This window comes from Mucilaginibacter frigoritolerans (assembly GCF_007830615.1).
GTDB classification, from domain to species: domain Bacteria; phylum Bacteroidota; class Bacteroidia; order Sphingobacteriales; family Sphingobacteriaceae; genus Mucilaginibacter; species Mucilaginibacter frigoritolerans.
Window position 1 is genome coordinate 283,781 of record NZ_VLLI01000002.1, and the last position, 16,553, is coordinate 300,333.

The 16,553-nt window shown below is 41.4% G+C and carries 17 protein-coding genes; 6 read left to right on the forward strand and 11 right to left on the reverse strand.

All coding sequences use genetic code 11. From position 1 onward, the window contains the following. The first annotated feature begins 7 nt into the window (after window positions 1–7). Complete coding sequence (pgi, locus tag JN11_RS04780) at window positions 8–1,654, forward strand: glucose-6-phosphate isomerase (RefSeq protein ID WP_144910137.1); 1,647 nt, start codon at window positions 8–10, stop codon at window positions 1,652–1,654. 170 nt (window positions 1,655–1,824) lie between these two features. After that, window positions 1,825–2,235, forward strand: coding sequence for a hypothetical protein (locus tag JN11_RS04785; protein ID WP_144910139.1), 411 nt, complete (start codon window positions 1,825–1,827; stop codon window positions 2,233–2,235). An 83-nt stretch (window positions 2,236–2,318) separates the two neighbouring features. Here JN11_RS04785 and JN11_RS04790 read toward each other — a convergent pair whose 3' ends face one another. Further along, complete coding sequence (locus tag JN11_RS04790; RefSeq protein WP_144910141.1) at window positions 2,319–3,740, reverse strand: glycosyl hydrolase family 79 C-terminal domain-containing protein; 1,422 nt, start codon at window positions 3,738–3,740, stop codon at window positions 2,319–2,321. Window positions 3,741–3,897: 157 nt separating this feature from the next. Further along, a complete protein-coding gene (locus JN11_RS04795) occupies window positions 3,898–4,461 on the reverse strand; it encodes an RNA polymerase sigma factor (protein ID WP_144910143.1) in 564 nt (187 codons plus the stop codon). Between the two features lie 453 nt (window positions 4,462–4,914). Between JN11_RS04795 and JN11_RS04800 the strand changes: the two genes are divergently transcribed. Together JN11_RS04800 and JN11_RS04805 are read left to right on the forward strand one after the other, a co-directional pair. Beyond that, window positions 4,915–5,829 (forward strand): helix-turn-helix domain-containing protein, encoded by a 915-nt coding sequence (locus JN11_RS04800; RefSeq protein WP_144910145.1) that lies wholly within the window; start codon window positions 4,915–4,917, stop codon window positions 5,827–5,829. A 98-nt stretch (window positions 5,830–5,927) separates the two neighbouring features. Further along, window positions 5,928–6,695 (forward strand): SDR family oxidoreductase, encoded by a 768-nt coding sequence (locus tag JN11_RS04805; RefSeq protein ID WP_144910147.1) that lies wholly within the window; start codon window positions 5,928–5,930, stop codon window positions 6,693–6,695. Between the two features lie 238 nt (window positions 6,696–6,933). On the opposite strand, the gene JN11_RS24605 is transcribed toward JN11_RS04805, so the two are convergent. The 7 genes from JN11_RS24605 to JN11_RS04840 all read right to left on the reverse strand — a co-directional run bounded on the left by JN11_RS24605 (window position 6,934) and on the right by JN11_RS04840 (window position 12,651). Continuing rightward, window positions 6,934–7,545 carry a DUF805 domain-containing protein gene (locus JN11_RS24605; protein WP_144910149.1) on the reverse strand — a complete coding sequence of 204 codons (612 nt, stop codon included), beginning with the start codon at window positions 7,543–7,545 and terminating at the stop codon, window positions 6,934–6,936. A gap of 41 nt (window positions 7,546–7,586) precedes the next feature. Then, the gene (locus tag JN11_RS04815) at window positions 7,587–8,663 is read right to left on the reverse strand and encodes a glutaminyl-peptide cyclotransferase (RefSeq protein WP_144910151.1); all 1,077 of its coding nucleotides are present in this window, start codon (window positions 8,661–8,663) and stop codon (window positions 7,587–7,589) included. An 8-nt stretch (window positions 8,664–8,671) separates the two neighbouring features. After that, window positions 8,672–9,040 carry a YraN family protein gene (locus tag JN11_RS04820; protein ID WP_144910153.1) on the reverse strand — a complete coding sequence of 123 codons (369 nt, stop codon included), beginning with the start codon at window positions 9,038–9,040 and terminating at the stop codon, window positions 8,672–8,674. Beyond that, window positions 9,040–10,965 carry a DNA primase gene (gene dnaG / locus JN11_RS04825; RefSeq protein WP_144910155.1) on the reverse strand — a complete coding sequence of 642 codons (1,926 nt, stop codon included), beginning with the start codon at window positions 10,963–10,965 and terminating at the stop codon, window positions 9,040–9,042. The genes JN11_RS04820 and dnaG overlap by 1 nt, the downstream gene beginning before the upstream one ends. A gap of 44 nt (window positions 10,966–11,009) precedes the next feature. Further along, the gene (locus JN11_RS04830; RefSeq protein ID WP_144910157.1) at window positions 11,010–11,186 is read right to left on the reverse strand and encodes a transcriptional regulator; all 177 of its coding nucleotides are present in this window, start codon (window positions 11,184–11,186) and stop codon (window positions 11,010–11,012) included. A 134-nt stretch (window positions 11,187–11,320) separates the two neighbouring features. Then, window positions 11,321–11,764 (reverse strand): WapI family immunity protein, encoded by a 444-nt coding sequence (locus JN11_RS04835; RefSeq protein ID WP_144910158.1) that lies wholly within the window; start codon window positions 11,762–11,764, stop codon window positions 11,321–11,323. Between the two features lie 14 nt (window positions 11,765–11,778). After that, window positions 11,779–12,651, reverse strand: a complete 873-nt coding sequence (locus tag JN11_RS04840) for a DMT family transporter (protein ID WP_144910160.1) — start codon at window positions 12,649–12,651, stop codon at window positions 11,779–11,781. Between the two features lie 189 nt (window positions 12,652–12,840). On the opposite strand from JN11_RS04840, the gene asnS reads away from it, so the two are divergent. Beyond that, window positions 12,841–14,277 carry an asparagine--tRNA ligase gene (gene asnS, locus JN11_RS04845; RefSeq protein ID WP_144910163.1) on the forward strand — a complete coding sequence of 479 codons (1,437 nt, stop codon included), beginning with the start codon at window positions 12,841–12,843 and terminating at the stop codon, window positions 14,275–14,277. 102 nt (window positions 14,278–14,379) lie between these two features. Next, window positions 14,380–14,841 carry an SRPBCC family protein gene (locus tag JN11_RS04850; RefSeq protein WP_144910165.1) on the forward strand — a complete coding sequence of 154 codons (462 nt, stop codon included), beginning with the start codon at window positions 14,380–14,382 and terminating at the stop codon, window positions 14,839–14,841. 8 nt (window positions 14,842–14,849) lie between these two features. On the opposite strand, the gene JN11_RS04855 is transcribed toward JN11_RS04850, so the two are convergent. Next, window positions 14,850–15,776 carry a hypothetical protein gene (locus tag JN11_RS04855; protein ID WP_144910167.1) on the reverse strand — a complete coding sequence of 309 codons (927 nt, stop codon included), beginning with the start codon at window positions 15,774–15,776 and terminating at the stop codon, window positions 14,850–14,852. Window positions 15,777–15,815: 39 nt separating this feature from the next. Then, entirely contained in the window at window positions 15,816–16,523 is a 708-nt protein-coding gene (locus JN11_RS04860; protein ID WP_144910169.1) for an SDR family oxidoreductase, read from the reverse strand. Window positions 16,524–16,553 lie beyond the last annotated feature (30 nt).

The window sequence follows — 16,553 nt, forward strand, 5'->3', positions numbered from 1 at the left end:
TTCAATTATGCTGCCAAACATCGATTTTACCACCACACAGTCGTACAAATACTTAGCCGACCACTATATTGATATAGTGTCAAAAAGCCTAAAGGAACTTTTTGAAATTGACAATCAACGCTTTACAAAATTCTCACTTCAGTTTGAAGAAATATTGCTTGATTATTCCAAAAACCGCATTGATGAGCAAACTGTAGCCTTGTTAATTCAACTGGCAAAAGAGTGTTCAGTAAATAAGGCAATTGAAGCCATGTTCTCAGGCGAAAAAATTAACGCTACAGAAGGCCGACCGGTTTTGCACATTGCTTTACGTAACCGCAGTAACACGCCCATTTATGTTGATGGCAAGGATGTAATGCCCGATGTAAACCGTGTGCTGGAGCAAATGAAAACTTTTAGCGAAGAAATCATCTCTGGCAGTTGGAAAGGTTATACCGGCAAAGCCATTACCGATGTGGTTAACATCGGCATCGGCGGTTCTGACCTGGGTCCGGTAATGGTTACTGAAGCTTTAAAGGCTTATAAAAACCATTTAAACATGCACTTTGTGTCTAATGTTGATGGCACCCATATTGTTGAAACCTTAAAAGGATTAAATCCTGAAACCACGCTTTTCCTTATCGCCTCAAAAACTTTCACCACGCAGGAAACAATGGGCAATGGTCACAGCGCCCGCGATTGGTTTTTGGCAAGCGGCGCCAAAGAAAGCGATGTAGCCAAACATTTCGCAGCACTATCAACCAATTCAGAAGGTGTTTCCAAATTTGGTATCGACACCAAAAATATGTTTGAGTTTTGGGATTGGGTAGGCGGCCGTTATTCATTATGGAGCGCTATAGGTTTATCAATCGTTTTAAGCATAGGGTACGAAAACTTTACCGAATTGTTAGCTGGTGCGCATGCCATGGATAATCACTTCAAATCAACCGAGCTGGAGCAAAATCTGCCGGTAGCATTGGCGCTGGTTGGTATCTGGTACAATAACTTTTTCGAATCTGAAACCAACGCCATTTTACCATACGACCAATACATGCACCGCTTTGCCGCTTATTTTCAACAAGGCGATATGGAAAGCAATGGTAAACACGTTGACCGCAATGGTAAGCCTGTTGATTATTCAACCGGTCCGATCATCTGGGGTGAGCCGGGAACCAACGGACAACATGCATTTTATCAATTAATTCACCAGGGAACCAAACTAATCCCTTGTGATTTTATAGCCCCGGCTATTTCACATAACCCGCTGGGCGAGCATCACCAAATGTTATTATCAAACTTCTTTGCACAAACAGAAGCTTTGATGAATGGCAAAACCCACGAAGTAGTGGTTGATGAGCTTAAAAAAGCAGGTAAAACAGATGCCGAAATTGAAAAAATTGCGCCGTTTAAAGAGTTTGAAGGTAACCGTCCAACAAACTCCATCCTGTTAAAAGAAATTACGCCACGCAGCCTGGGTTCGCTGATAGCCATGTATGAGCATAAAATATTTGTTCAGGGTATTATCTGGAACATTTACAGCTTTGACCAATGGGGTGTTGAATTAGGTAAACAACTGGCTGGTAAAATATTACCAGAGCTAAGAACCGATGATGAAATAACCTCTCATGATTCATCAACCAATGGTTTGATTAATCAATACAAAGCCTGGAGGTAACCCCCCAACCCCCTGGAGGTAACCCCCCAACCCCCTGAAGGGGGAGTTTTTGAAAATCAAAGAAAGTGCCTGGATAATATCCCGGCATTTTTGTTTTTATGCTCACTTTAGGAGCGAAATATTTATATTTAATGCACTAGGTCATAACCAAAATCAATCCGTTCGAACCAATGCATAAATCTATCTTAATTATTATTCTCCTGTTTTTACTTTCATTTTCTGCTTACTCACAAAGCATATCTAAATTAAAACAAGCCAACTATGCTGAGGTTCGTTTTTTTAAAGGTAAGCAACCCTCCATTTATAAAACATACAAGGATATTGACCTTCTCTATTTAAAAACCCTTATTACCAAAGCTCAAAACAAGAACAATCTAATTTGTGATACAACGGGCGAAATAATCTACTTTAAAAACCATACACCTTTATTCAAAGCCTATTTCTGTACTTCTGGAAGTGGAAGTAAATATAAATCAACCGGAGGTGTGATGCTTAACAATGGCGATGTTAAAATAAAAGCTTTTCTTAACTATGGTTCTGGAATGCTGATAGATGAAGTTTATTGTCAATTGCAAAAGTAGTTCAGATTGATGGAGAGGGTTACTGTTTCAAAAGTGTTTCAGGAGTGTTCGCTCCTGAAACAATAGTGAAACACTTGCCTTCCTTATTTCACAATAACCAACGCAGCGCTTCCTGCAGGTACGGTAACTGTAAAGGTTTTACTGTTAATGTTTTTTTCTTCTATGGTTGATGGTGTAAAGCTGCCATCGCTGTTAACCGTGCTGCCGGCAAATATGGTTCCGGTGGTGGAGGTTATGGTTGGCGCCAAAAGGCGGTAAACTTGTATGGCACTGGCTGTTTTATCCAGCTGTACGGTGAATGCATAGTTTACGCTGTTATCTTTATTGATAAGGGTTACAGCGTAACTGCCATCAGCATTGGCGCAGGCATAGGTGCTGCAATTATTAAAATCGCGCGGATTAAAAATGGTGGCGGGAATCAATTTAGCATTGTTTACCCCGTATTTAAAAGCAAGCATGGCATAGTACTCTGGCCGGGCAGTTACTGTTCCATTTTCCATAGTGATGGGCGTATAAATAAAACGAGGTGAGCCGCCATGAAAGTTTACGCCTTGTCCATCGTTTTCGGCAACGTTCCACATAAAATCAAGGGCCCATAGTGCGGATGCAAAGGTGTCGCTTACGCCAGGCCTACCACCGCTGGATACGCTGTTGCATTCAGATATACGATAAGGAAGCCGGTATTTTGATGCTATGTCATGCAGTTGCACCAGGTAATTATCCAGTTTCGGATCTGGGGTTAAAATATTTTGATAGGTAATAACCGGATTGGATGCAGTACCGACAGCGTAATAATGGCTATCAATCAAATGAACATTGTTATGTTCGCTTATTGCGAAAGCATTTACCCAGTATGGATCAAAAGGAACAACATCCGGCCCTGAAAATTTTACATCCGGCGCCAGTTTTTTAACGGCCCAAAAATAGTTATTCCACTCTCTTTGGAAATCGGCAAAAACGTAGTTGGATGGCCTCGCCCTTACTTTAAAACCATCGGGCTCATTGCCCGATTGTAAAGTGTATAAATTGCTTTTTAAGGTTTTACTTACATACAGCGCTTCGCGGGCGGCGGTATCCGGGTTGTACTTGCCCAGGTTTAATCCAAATAAAACGGGCCAGCCAATGGCTTTTGAAAAAGCTGCTAAATGATCAATATCTGTAGTGGTTAAGGCTCGAGCCGGTGTAGTGGCCGACCGTGCGGCTCCTGTCCATTCCACCTCATCGCTGCTATTGCCTCCAATGCGTAAAATACCGGGACCCAGGTTTTTTATCAGCTGAATAAGTACGGTATTATTCTCGTTTAAAAAGTCGGTGTTATCGTCAAAAATGCCTGTTTCGTAGCTTAGTCCCTCAAAATCAGGTGAAATGGCATGTCCGGGAGAATTTTGCTTTATGGCAACAGTAATAGCTTCCGTACCTCCGGCGGGGGGCGGCAACTCTAAATTTCCTTTATTGCAACCGGTTAAGGCAATAGCCAATATGATGGCTAACCATTTTTTGTTCATCTGTTAAGGGCGAGCATGTAGGGACACAGTTCGCTAGTTTTCAATAATTTAAACCCAGATACAAAGGTGCAAAAAATTTAGATTATTTACTGTTAGCAAATTGTTAACCTACTGCCGCCAGACAAAAAAATTACGCAGTGCTGATCTACCGGTTTAATTATCCGGCCAGGCAAAGTTCACTGGTAGTTAGTTTGGTAACCATATCTTTTAAAAGGGTACGTGCCCGGTGTAAAGTGGTGCGCGATAAAAGTTCAGTCATGCCCAGCTTACTGCCAATTTCCTGGTGCGAGTAGCCTTCAATGGCGTACAGGTTAAATACAGAGCGATAGGTTTTTGGCAGTTTCTGGATCATTTTTAAAATGTCTTTTACTTCCAGCCCATGCTCATTGTACCCGTTGCCGAATGCACTGCTGCTTTCAGGAAACTCATCAACCAAAATCATTGGTTTTTGCTTGCGGTAACGCGATATGGCACAATGCACCATAATGCGCCGGATCCATCCTTCCAGGTTCCCTTCACCGCGGTATTTGTGGGCATTGTTAAACATCTTTATAAAGCCTTCCTGTAAAATATCCTGTGCTTCGTCTTTATCATGTGCGTAGCGCATACAAACAGCCAGCATTCTTGGTGCCAGGGTTTTGTATAATAGCTCCTGTTGTTTACGATCGTTTTTCAGGCAGCCTTCCCATATCATTGCTAAACGTGCGTCGTTGGTAATCATATTGTTGTGTTTTGTAACCCTATGCCAATATTGATACCCCAAATGCAAAATGCTGATTTACAGATAAATAAATTTATACCCATCTACGAAACTGTTCGTTTCCGTACGGTCGGTGATGCGAAGCCGGACGATTTTGAAAGGAAAATAACTTAAAAACCGTCATGGTAGTCATCGCTCGCAGAGTTGACTCACCCCGACGATCCGCCTTTAGGCGGACGTCGACCCTCTCTACTTCGTAAAGAGGGTTATGGAGTTTTTTACTTTTTATTCTTTCCCCTCTTTATGACTTGTCTTAGAGAGGGATGTCGAGCGAAGCAATGACAGGGTGAGTCAACTATACGCCCGACCATACTATCCCCCAGCATTCCGCATTTGACATTCCGAAATCGAAAAATCGAAATCCGATATTTTTTCCACTACCTTTGAATTTTACAAATCAAAACCCCTTAGCATATGATATCGCTCGAAGAGTTTTATAAGCAGATGGCCGAGATTGATGTTGATTTGAGTTCGCTGCTTCCCGGCGGCTTAAATAAAGAGATTGGCCATTTTAATGTTTTTAATATGACTGTGCTGATGAAGCATATAAGGGAAAAACCGCATATGCCTTATAACCGCCGTGCCTATTATAAAATAAACCTGATAAAGGGACGTAACCGTGCCGAGTATGCCGATAAGGTAATTGAAATAGAAAAAAATGCACTGCTGTTTGCCACCCCTAAATTACCATACCACTGGATTCCGCTGGATTTTGAGCAGGCCGGGCATTTTTGCGTGTTTACCGATGAGTTTTTAAACAGCCATGGTATTGTAATAGATGACCTGCCTATATTTAAACCAGACAGCTACCCTGTTTTTGAATTGACTGATAGTGAAACAGAAAAGCTTACCGAAATATTTATGAAGATGCATGAAGAAATAGCATCCGACTATATTTATAAGTACGATTTGCTGCGCAATTATGTTTTGGAGCTGATCCACTTCGGGCAAAAGCTGCAACCGGCATCGGCCATGTCTACTACTCAAAATTCATCGGCAAGGGTTTCTTCTTTATTTGTTGAATTGCTGGAAAGACAGTTCCCGATAGAGTCGCCGCAACAAAAGCTGAAGCTGCGCACCGCTAAAGATTATGCTGATAGATTGGCGGTACACGTAAACCATTTAAATAAATTACTGAAAGAAGCCACCGGCAAAACCACTACCGATTTAATTGCAGGCAGAATTGTAAAAGAAGCCAAAATACTGCTGAAACAAACCGACTGGAATATTTCGGAAATAGCGTTTTCTTTAGGGTTTGATGAAGTGGCCCATTTTTCAAACTTCTTTAAAAAGCAAACCCAACTGGCACCCCTGCGGTTTAGAAGTTAGACAGATGGATTGAATTTTGCAAAAAACACACTGATGTTTGCAAACAGTGTATCTTAAACCAGGCCATCTTTGTGCTATTGTTTTAATAACACAAAGAAATGGAACTTAACAATCAAACTATATTAATAACCGGCGGTACCAGCGGGCTGGGGCTTGAATTTGCCAAACGCCTTATTGAGCAGGGCAATACCGTAATCATTACCGGCAGGGATGAGGCAAAGCTCAATCAAACTAAAAAGCTTTTACCGGGTGTACATACTTTTCAAAGCGATGTAAGCAATGCCGAAGCCATCAGTCAATTATTTAAGCAGGTAACCCAACAATTCCCGGAGCTGAATATCCTGATTAACAACGCCGGGGAAATGCGCAGGCTCAGCCTGCTGGACCCTGCCATTGACCAGGAAAACGTAAACCGCGAAATTGCTATTAACCTTTCGGGCCCGATACGTATGGTGCAGGAGTTTTTACCTCATCTGCAACAAAAGCCATTGGCAGCCATTATCAATGTAACATCAGGCTTGGCGCTGGTACCTTTTCCCTTGTCGCCCATTTACAGTGCATCCAAAGCAGGATTGCGTGCCTATACGCGCTCATTAAGGGTTCAGCTTAAAAAAACAAATATTAAAGTATTTGAACTGGTAGCACCTGGAGCTAAAACACCGCTGAATGACAAATTTGACAATGATGTAGATAGCAAATCACTGATGGATCCTGTTAAACTCATCGCTGTTGCCCTAAAAGGAATCAGGAACGATCAATACGAAATATACCCTGGTTTGGCGCGTCTTATAAAAATAATGAGTCGCCTGGCTCCCGGATTGATCTTTAACCAAATGGCAGGGATAGCAGAAAAAGGGTTAAGTTAATTTAGAGGCCTCGGGTTACAATTTTAACCTTGCCTCATTGCGAGGTACGAAGCAATCTTTATGCAGTACAAGTCAATGGAGACTGATTTTGTCATTAGACATAATACTGTGCTTTTGATTATCCTAAGTAGAGATGGCTTCGTTCCTCGCCAAGACGCCCCGAGAGGGTTACTGTTTCAAAAGTGTTTCACTGGTGTTCGCTCCTGAAACGAACGCAACAGTGAAACACCAGATTTATCTAAAATGAATCCATACCATCATCTGAACTAGATGAATCAGAACTATCGTATGAACCGGAATCGTCTGAGCCTGATGAATCAGAACTATCATATGAGCTGGAATCATCTGAAGAGTCAGCATTATCCAAATCAGATTGGGTATTGTCGTCTGCACTTAAATAAGCTGAATCATTAACAGCCTGTTGTTCGTTGGCTGCTAAATCCATCATTACGGCATCGTCTATTATATCGGCGGCTGCGTTGGCGGCCAGAACATCATAAATAGGCGGAGCTATAGGATCTTCGTAGCTTTCAGCATCAAATACCTCTTTAAATTTGGGGTTTTCACCATACTCGTTTTCGTTGGGGTCACCATCCTGAAATAAAAGCCATAAAACATAAAAAGGGATGATCTGCCACCAGCCGCTTTTTCCAAGATCATGGCAGCGTTTTGAGCCTTGCGCCAAAAGGAACCAAACCAATGGTATAAAAACAAAAAAAAGCTCTTTGTTTTGATGGAACATACCGGTGACCGCTAACAGAAAGAGGTAAACAACAAAATAAATAATGTAGCTAATACCGAATTCCGTTCTTCTGATACGGCCGTTAAATGAAAAAATGTTTTTAAACATAATAATTGGACAAGGTTAATATCTGCTAAAAATAATATAATTTATTTCTCCACAAACTCCACCTGAAACAATTTATCCCATTTTTTACCGGTAAGGAATATTCTTTTTCCCTGGGCATCATAGGCTATACCATTTAACACATCGGCATTTAAATTTCTTTTGGCTTGCGGGTAAAGGTCCGTCATATCCATTTTTTCTAAAACAGCCCCGGTTTTTGGATCTATAACGATGATGTTATTGGTTTCGTAAACGTTGGCATAAATCTTCCCTTCAATATATTCCAGCTCGTTGATGTTGTTTACTGCTCCTTTATCATCATAAACATCAATAAAGCCTGTTTGACGGTAAGTGTCTTTATCTAAAAACCAGATGCGGTTGGTGCTATCATCCATGTATAACCTTTTGCCGTCAAAGCAAAGTCCCCAGCCTTCAACACCCACATTGTTGTTAAAGGTGTTGAGCAGTTTAAAGGTGTCTTTATCGTAAATGTAGCCTATCTTTTCTTTCCAGGTAAGCTGAACAATTTTATTGCCGATGATAGAAATCCCTTCTCCAAATACGGTAGGATCAACCATGGTTTTTTGAAGCACTTTCCCGGTGTTCAAATTAACTTTCCTCAGGCTCGATTGGCCGATAGACAGATCAACACTTTTTCCCGGAGGCGATTGCGACTGGCCTCCTCCGCTTTCATATAAAAAGCCATCCTGATACAGCAAGCCTTCGGTATAGCAACTGGTATCATGCGGGAAAACCTTTATCGTTTTAAAAGTATACTCAACAGGTGCTTTTGAGGGCAACAATACAATATTGGTTGATATTTCCTGGTTCTTACCCTCACTGTAAACCCTTGCCGTAATTATGCGCGGACCAAGCGGCATAGAATCTGTTTTTAAGTTTAGGGCTGATGAATCTTTCATCGAACCCATTTTTACCGAGTCGACCAGATAAACTATAGAGTCCGGTTTAAAATCGGCTGCATAATGTGCTTTTACAGCAACCTGATCTCCGGCTTTATAATTGGTACCCGCTTCTGGACTTATGGTGATGTTTACCGGTGGTTGCTTACAGCCAATTGCTGTTACAAGTGCGGCTGCTAATAGTATGAATTTATATTTCATGTGATTTTTTACATGGTTGTAGGCCAAAACGCGTCCTCAATATGTTTTAGTATGTAATTATTTTGATGGTCAAACAAAACGGATATAATATCAAACCGCACTTCTCCCTGGTGATTCATCAGGTAAATATATTCATCTGCTGCTTCTGCCAGTAATTTTTGTTTACGATTATCCACAAAATCTTCCGGTTCGCCAAAACGATTGCCTGTACGCGTCTTCACTTCGGTAAATATAATCACCTTGTTTTTATAAGCAATCAGGTCAACCTCTAATTTACCGTGGGTCCAGTTCTCATCTAAAATCTCGTAACCGGCATTTTCCAGATGTGTTTTTGCTAATGTTTCGCCTTTACGGCCAAGGTCAAGGTGCCGGGCCATTATTTTATAATTACGGAACCCAAATAATCAGAAATGGTTTTCTCCACCTTTTTCATCTGCATGTATTGATTAAGCAGAATTTCCTGGTCGGCCTCGCCGGTAGTGGTTTGCAGCTCTTTGCGCAGGTTTTCCAATATCTTACCCACCTTTTGTTTTTTGAGATGGAAGATGGCTCCTAAAATAGTGGCCTTCATATTAACCTGCTCATCATTTACCAATATGTTGTGCATTTCATACCAGTTTTCGCTCAGGGTATATTTGGTGGCTATTTGGGTTACGGTAAGGTCAACAATATCCTTTTCAGGATAATGGATAAAGTACTGTTCATCGGGCAATACGCCGTTTTCTACCTCGGCACGGTAAATCTCCACAAACTGCTTGCATATTGCAGTTTCAAAGTCAACGTCGCTTAATTCAGCAATCATAAAGGGACCAATATACGTATTAGCTATACCATCCCAATCTATTACCCTGTTGCCATAAAGCAGTAGCAATCTTATAATTTCCCGCTCCTGGTTTGAATCATCTTTATTGCTTTTTAATACCGGGGGCTCTTCAAGCAAACTTTCATCAACAGGAACTGCCGGTTTTGAAATTTGCTGCTGCGAATCTTTTTTGGCTTTAGCCATCCGCATTTTGTTCAATTCTGACAGCAGTGCGCGTTCATCTATCTGCAACAAATAGCTGCATTCTTTTATAAATACCGATGCTTTAATAGAGTCAGGGATTTTGGCAACACTTTCCACAATCTCCCTGATTACCTCTGCTTTTTTTATCGGATCATTACCGGCTTCTTTGAGCAGGATGTCGGTTTTATAAAGGATAAAATCCTTCTTATTATCCTCAATGTGTTTTTTGAAGCCGCTGGTGCCGAAGTTTCGCACGTAAGAGTCGGGGTCATGCCCATCAGGGAATAACACCACTTTCACATTCAGGCCTTCTTCCAAAATCATGTCCAGCCCGCGTAGCGATGCTTTTATACCCGCCGCATCCCCATCATACAAAATAGTAATGTTTTTGGTAAAACGACCAATGAGCCTGATCTGCTCAACGGTTAGCGATGTACCGGAAGAGGCTACCACATTTTCAATACCTGCCTGGTGCACCGAAAGTACGTCGGCATATCCTTCCACCAAAAAGCAATTATCTTCTTCGCGGATAGCTTTTTTTGCAAAGTAAAGCCCGTAAAGGACATTTGATTTATGGTAGATCTCCGACTCGGGCGAGTTGACGTATTTGGGAACACTCTTATCGTTCTTCAGCGTTCGTCCGCCAAAGGCAATTACCCGGCCTGTAAAACTATGGATAGGGAACATTACCCTGCCACGGTAACGGTCATACAGCGAGCCATTATCCCGTTTTACGGATAGCCCGCTTTCTTCTAAAAACTGTTGCTGATAGCCTTCCTTTAATGCCTGGCTGGTAAAGGCCTCCCACTGATCGGGCGAGTAGCCCAATTCAAATTTCTTGATGGTTTCATTGGTAAAGCCGCGTTCCTTAAAATAGCTGAGTCCTATATTTTTACCTTCTTCGGTTTCCAGCAGACTGTCGTGAAAAAACTTAGCCGCATAACCGGTAACAATCATCAGGCTTTCGCGTCGGTTGTCTTCTTCGCGGTTTTCGGTGCTTTCAACCGTTTCTTCAACCTCAATACCGTATTTTTTGGCCAGCCATTTAAGCGCTTCGGGATAGGTAAATTTTTCCAGCTCCATTAAAAAGGTAACGGCCGAACCACCTTTACCCGATGAAAAATCTTTAAAGATCCCTTTTGCAGGCGAAACCGTAAACGACGGTGTGCGTTCATTGGCAAAGGGCGAAAGGCCCACATAATTGGCCCCGCGCTTTTTTAATTGCACAAACTCCCCAATCACCTCAACAATGTCGGTGGCTTCCATTATACGGTCTATGGTGGGTTTGGTAATCATTTTTCGGGGCGCGAAGTTACGGCAAATTTACTTAATCATTCCATTTAATCCGGCGACGGAATATGAAAATGACGATTCTCATAATCCATCACTATTGATAATAACAATTCTAATTCATCTGATTCTGGCGTACCTTGTTCAGCATGGAATATTTCTATTGTTCGTTTAAGAGCGATGTTATATTCTTCATCGCTTTTTAAAGTTTTCCATAAGTCATTCATATTGTTCCGCCTTAATATCTATAATAATATCACAAATGTAAAGCAATTGTATTGAGCCTTATTCCGAAAGGTTAATTTACAATTTTATTTGATTGTTCTTACTTAAAACCCCAGATTCGCAGAGAGTTTAAATCTTATTTAAGATTTCCTACCACAGGAAACTCTTTTATAATCGCATCCAAACCTCTAACCATTTGTTTGATGTAAGTTTGATCAAACGTCATCCAAAATGTTAAATAACTTGCATTGACACCAGGAGCATCACAAGCCTTTACATCTACATTAAAATGGCCAAAACCATCCCCTTTGATTTTCATTTCTAAATAGCCCTCCAAATCATAGAAATACGCCGAGCCTGAAAGATTATCATACAATGCATTAAATTCATTTCTGAATCTTAAAAAATCAACAGACATGAAGTCAGCAATATATTCCCCAGAAAAAGCACCTCCTTTAATAAAGACTTTTGTTTTGATCCAATTTTTATCCCAATCCAAATTAGAGTCATATCGCAAGTACTCTAAGGGTTCAATTCTAACAATGTCTCCCGATTCAGAAAGCTCAAAACATTCTTCCATGGTAATCTGTATAATTAAATTAATTTGCCATTGCTTGATTGATTCCGAGACCTTAAAAACGTTATTGCAATTCCCGCTAAAACAATTACACTGCCTATGATCTCTTTCAGTTCCAAACGCTCATTCAGAAACAAAATGGCCCAAAAGCCTGCAATAACCGTTTGACCCAACAAGGCAATAGATACTTTGGTCGATTCTAAAAACCGCAGCGAATGGTTAATGGTTATCCAGCCCACCAACTGGCAAACAATGCCCATGCCTAAAAAGTTTAACCAGGTAGGCAACGTAAAGTTGATGACGTTGTTTTGCTGTACAGCACATATCAGCAGCAGGTAAATACTTGCCGCAAGCATATTATAAAACATAAAAGAAAGCGTGCTTATTTTTTGCAATACGCCCTTGGTAATTAAAATATAAACAGCATATAAGAAACTGGCCAGCAGCGCCAGCAAGATGCCTATATTAAATTTTAGGGCGATGATATTCTGATAGCCCACTAAAATTACCATCCCGGCAATAGCCACAAAAGTGCCTATCCAGAATAATTTGCCAGAGCGTTTTTTAAATAGCAGGTAACCTATTAAACCAACCCAAACCGGTGCCAGGTTGGCTAACAGGGTTGATACCGTTGCCGAAATTTTCATAAGCGACAAATTCCACACCGCAATGTCCGACCCGAAAACCACACCGCCGACAATAGCGATGATGAGCTCTTTTCGGCCTATTTTAAGATTTCCCTTAACAATGCAATAAGGTGCCAGACAAACCCAGGCTATAAAAATGCGGTAAAAACCCGATGTAATAGGAGGTACCCCCGCAAGCTTTACAAAAATGGGCGAAAAGGAAATACACAGGATGCCAATTGCGAGGCTTACTTTAGGGTTCATTTGAACAAACTTAATAAATCAATGTCTGAACCGGAATTTTTAGAATTAATAAATTACCAAAATTTCCCTTGCAGAGTCGCTAATTAGTACAAGTGTCCCATTTTCATTCTGTTCATTGCGTAATTCTATAAATTCGAGTTCAGACAATCACTCAATAATCGTATTTTTGCTCCTCAAAATTTAATTTATATGAGCCAGCGCACAAAGATCAAAGCACTACTGGAAAGCGAACAAACAGGTATTGATGTTACAGTTAAAGGATGGGTACGGGCATTCCGTCAAAATCGTTTTATTGCTTTGAATGATGGCTCAACTAATAATAACATCCAAATTGTTGTTGATTTTGAAAACACCGATCCTGCACTGCTTAAACGAATTACTTTTGGCGCAGCAATTAGTGTTAGCGGAGAGTTGATTCCTTCTTTAGGACAAGGACAGAAGTTTGAAGTTATAGCCAAAGAAATTGAAATACTGGGTGATTGCGATCCGGAAGAGTTTCCTTTGCAACCCAAAAGGCAAACCCTGGAGTTTCTGCGCGAAAAAGCGCACCTGCGTTTCCGCACCAATACTTTCGGGGCAATATTCCGTGTGCGTAACAGCCTGGCATTTGCGGTACACCTATTTTTCCAGGAGCGCGGTTTTGTTTACCTGCATACACCTATCATCACCGCATCAGATGCGGAGGGTGCGGGCGAAACTTTCCACGTAACTAATTTCGATTTGGCTAATCCGCCAAAAACAGAAAATGGGGAAATTGATTTTAAAGAAGACTTTTTTGGGAAAGCAACCAACCTAACCGTTTCCGGGCAGCTGGAAGGCGAGCTTGGCGCGATGGCCTTGAGCGATATTTATACCTTCGGACCAACATTTCGCGCCGAAAACTCCAACACCACCCGTCACCTGGCGGAGTTTTGGATGATAGAGCCGGAAGTAGCCTTTAATAATCTGGATGACAACATGGACCTTGCCGAGGACATGCTGAAATATGTGATCAAATACGCTTTGGATAAAAACGCCGAGGATATCGAGTTTTTAACCCAACGTCTGCTGGAAGAAGAAAAACAAAAACCACAACAGGAACGCTCAGAAATGAGTCTGCTTGAAAAACTACAGTTCTGTTTGGATAATGACTTTGAACGCCTTACTTATACTGAGGCCATTGAAATTTTAAAAGAATCGACCCCGAATAAGAAAAAGAAATTCCAATATCCTGTTGAAGGCTGGGGAACCGACCTGCAATCAGAGCATGAGCGTTACCTGGTTGAAAAACACTTTAAGAAACCGGTTATCCTTACGGATTATCCGAAAGAGATTAAAGCATTTTACATGCGCCAGAACGACGACGGACAAACCGTTCGCGCCATGGACATCCTGTTCCCAGGCATTGGTGAAATTGTTGGCGGCTCACAACGTGAAGAGCGTTTGGAAAAACTGGAACAACGTATGGACGAAATGGGCATCCCTAAAGATGAACTTTGGTGGTACCTGGATACCCGCCGTTTTGGTGCTTGTCCACACGCTGGTTTTGGTTTGGGCTTTGAGCGTCTGGTACTGTTTGTTACCGGCATGGGCAATATCCGCGATGTAATTCCTTTCCCAAGATATCCGAAGAACGCTGAATTTTAATCGCTGATTTAGTTTGATTTTTTTGATTACGCTGATATTCCATATCTGGTTTAACCTTAAAAAATCTGTGAAATCAAAAAAATCTTTTAAAATCTGCGATCCATGACCCAAATAGAACTCACTACCCATATCAATGCACCAATAGAACGGTGTTTTGATATGGCGAGGAGTATTGACCTGCACCTTATCTCAACCCAACAAACCCGCGAACAAGCTATTGCGGGCCGCACCAGCGGCTTAATTGAGCTGGGCGAAACGGTTACCTGGCGGGCCAGACATTTCGGCATCTGGCAGACGCTTACCTCCAAAGTAACGGAGTTTAACTATCCTTATTCCTTTACAGATGAAATGGTGAGCGGAGCCTTCAAGCGTTTCCGGCATGAGCATATTTTCATACCTATAAATAGCCAAACAGTAATGCGGGATGTCTTTATTTTTGAATCTCCTTGCGGAATAATAGGCGAGTGGGCAAATTATCTTTTCCTGGGCAGGTATATGAACAATCTATTGGAGAAAAGGAATAGGGTGATAAAGGAAACGGCAGAGGGAAATCAGGTTGAATAAGTAAGCAGCTACTCTTTCTTATAATCCTTATGCACAATTAAAAAGCTGGCGCGTTCTGTTTTGTGAAGAGGGACATCCCAGTTGCCCTGGTAGGTAATTTTGGTTGGCAACAGCTCGCCGTCAAATTCGCCCAGTTCAATATTCATTTGTACATCAAAGCTGAATATCCAGTTGCTGTACTTCATATCTACGTAGCGCCCTAGTATTTTAAAGGTGCGGGCATCAAATATGGTGTTCATCTCCTTAATTACCACATCATTATCGGCTATGCTGGGTTTTCTTACCACCCTGAAACGGTAAACCGGGATAGTATCCAGGTATTTACCCCGTGCAAACTGGTAAAAGTAATACTCCTGCATATCTTTAGAGAAAATTTCAGATTTACTGCTGATAAAAGGAATCCCGGTTACTTTATGTCCCGGGCGAAATATCAGCGTCTTTAGCTTATCCTTATAACTTTCGTTTTTGCCACCTTTACCATCAAGCGAAGGTCCTTCGGCGAAATCAGAGTTGTAGGCATTGCCAAAAATATAGTCGAACATCTCTACCGTATACAACTGGTATTTGCCATTGCTTTTATACAGGTTGCCGCTGTCTTTTTTAACCAGATATTCCGTAATGTGCTTGCCACCAATATCGCTGTGTTTTATTTTACGATAGATCTTACCATCAACCTTATTGTTTTTGTTGTAGGTATAAATGCGGTTCTCGGCAATAAAGCTATATTTTTTCATATTGCGGAAAGCCTTGTAAAAGCCAGTATCCGCTAAAACGGCATCAATAAAATCCTGTGCATTTAAATGGTGGGAGCGGATATTCACCGCTGAATCAATAACTATGGTGCGGATGGTATCCGGGTTAAAGCGTTTGATCTGCTGCGAAAAGGAGCTAAAAGCTAAAAGGAGAAAGCTAAAAGCAAGGAGAAGTTTTTTCATTTAATGGCATTAGGGTTGTTTTCTTGTTTACTGCGGCTATTATATCAAACTTAGTCCGCCATCAACAGCAATAACTTGCCCGGTAATGTATGTGTTTTCAATAAGTGTAGCAATCAAACCGGCAACATCATCCGGTTCACCAATTCTTCCTAATGGAATGGTTTCGTTATACTGGCTAAATGTTTCCTGCTTTCTTTCTGGAGGCAAAAAATCCCACCAGGTGGTATTGATAACTCCGGGCGCTACGGCATTTATTCTTAATGGCTTTAGTTCTTTAGCCAGGGTTGGCACCATAATTTCAATTGCGCCATTAATTGCACCCAACCCTGCGGTTCCGATAGCTTTGGAACGTGAACTGATAGATGTAATAAACGTTATACTTCCCTTTGTGGCTATGTAAGGCAATACGGCCTGGGCAACTTGCAATTGCGGAAAAAACTTTCCTTCAAAACCCTGCCGCAAATCATTCAGGTTTAATTCGCTAAAACGGCCAATGCCTTTTCCCCCGCTAAGGGCAACAACCAAATGGTCAATCCGGCCAATCTCTGCTATGCTTTGTTTAAGCGTCTCGCTGTCGGTAGCATCAACACTTTTACCCCTTGCATTGGAGCCAAGCTCCTGTAGCGCCTGGTTAAGCTTTTCAATATCTCTGCCTAAAATAATTACGCTAAAGCCCCTGGCTATTAATAATTTTGCTGTTGCAAAGCCCATTCCCGAAGTTCCACCTGCAATTACTACATTTTGCATAAATCGTGTTAGCTTTATTAAATACTGGCC

Coding starts and splice junctions, on each gene's coding strand:
- JN11_RS04840 (WP_144910160.1), bottom strand. CDS start 12,651: ATGAACCCTAAAGTAAGCCTCGCAATTGGCATCCTGTGTATTTCCTTT.
- JN11_RS04805 (WP_144910147.1), top strand. CDS start 5,928: ATGGAACTTAACAATCAAACTATATTAATAACCGGCGGTACCAGCGGG.
- JN11_RS04790 (WP_144910141.1), bottom strand. CDS start 3,740: ATGAACAAAAAATGGTTAGCCATCATATTGGCTATTGCCTTAACCGGT.
- JN11_RS04785 (WP_144910139.1), top strand. CDS start 1,825: ATGCATAAATCTATCTTAATTATTATTCTCCTGTTTTTACTTTCATTT.
- asnS (WP_144910163.1), top strand. CDS start 12,841: ATGAGCCAGCGCACAAAGATCAAAGCACTACTGGAAAGCGAACAAACA.
- JN11_RS04795 (WP_144910143.1), bottom strand. CDS start 4,461: ATGATTACCAACGACGCACGTTTAGCAATGATATGGGAAGGCTGCCTG.
- JN11_RS04835 (WP_144910158.1), bottom strand. CDS start 11,764: ATGGAAGAATGTTTTGAGCTTTCTGAATCGGGAGACATTGTTAGAATT.
- dnaG (WP_144910155.1), bottom strand. CDS start 10,965: ATGATTACCAAACCCACCATAGACCGTATAATGGAAGCCACCGACATT.
- JN11_RS04815 (WP_144910151.1), bottom strand. CDS start 8,663: ATGAAATATAAATTCATACTATTAGCAGCCGCACTTGTAACAGCAATT.
- pgi (WP_144910137.1), top strand. CDS start 8: ATGCTGCCAAACATCGATTTTACCACCACACAGTCGTACAAATACTTA.
- JN11_RS04860 (WP_144910169.1), bottom strand. CDS start 16,523: ATGCAAAATGTAGTAATTGCAGGTGGAACTTCGGGAATGGGCTTTGCA.
- JN11_RS04830 (WP_144910157.1), bottom strand. CDS start 11,186: ATGAATGACTTATGGAAAACTTTAAAAAGCGATGAAGAATATAACATC.
- JN11_RS04855 (WP_144910167.1), bottom strand. CDS start 15,776: ATGAAAAAACTTCTCCTTGCTTTTAGCTTTCTCCTTTTAGCTTTTAGC.
- JN11_RS04820 (WP_144910153.1), bottom strand. CDS start 9,040: ATGGCCCGGCACCTTGACCTTGGCCGTAAAGGCGAAACATTAGCAAAA.
- JN11_RS04850 (WP_144910165.1), top strand. CDS start 14,380: ATGACCCAAATAGAACTCACTACCCATATCAATGCACCAATAGAACGG.
- JN11_RS24605 (WP_144910149.1), bottom strand. CDS start 7,545: ATGTTTAAAAACATTTTTTCATTTAACGGCCGTATCAGAAGAACGGAA.
- JN11_RS04800 (WP_144910145.1), top strand. CDS start 4,915: ATGATATCGCTCGAAGAGTTTTATAAGCAGATGGCCGAGATTGATGTT.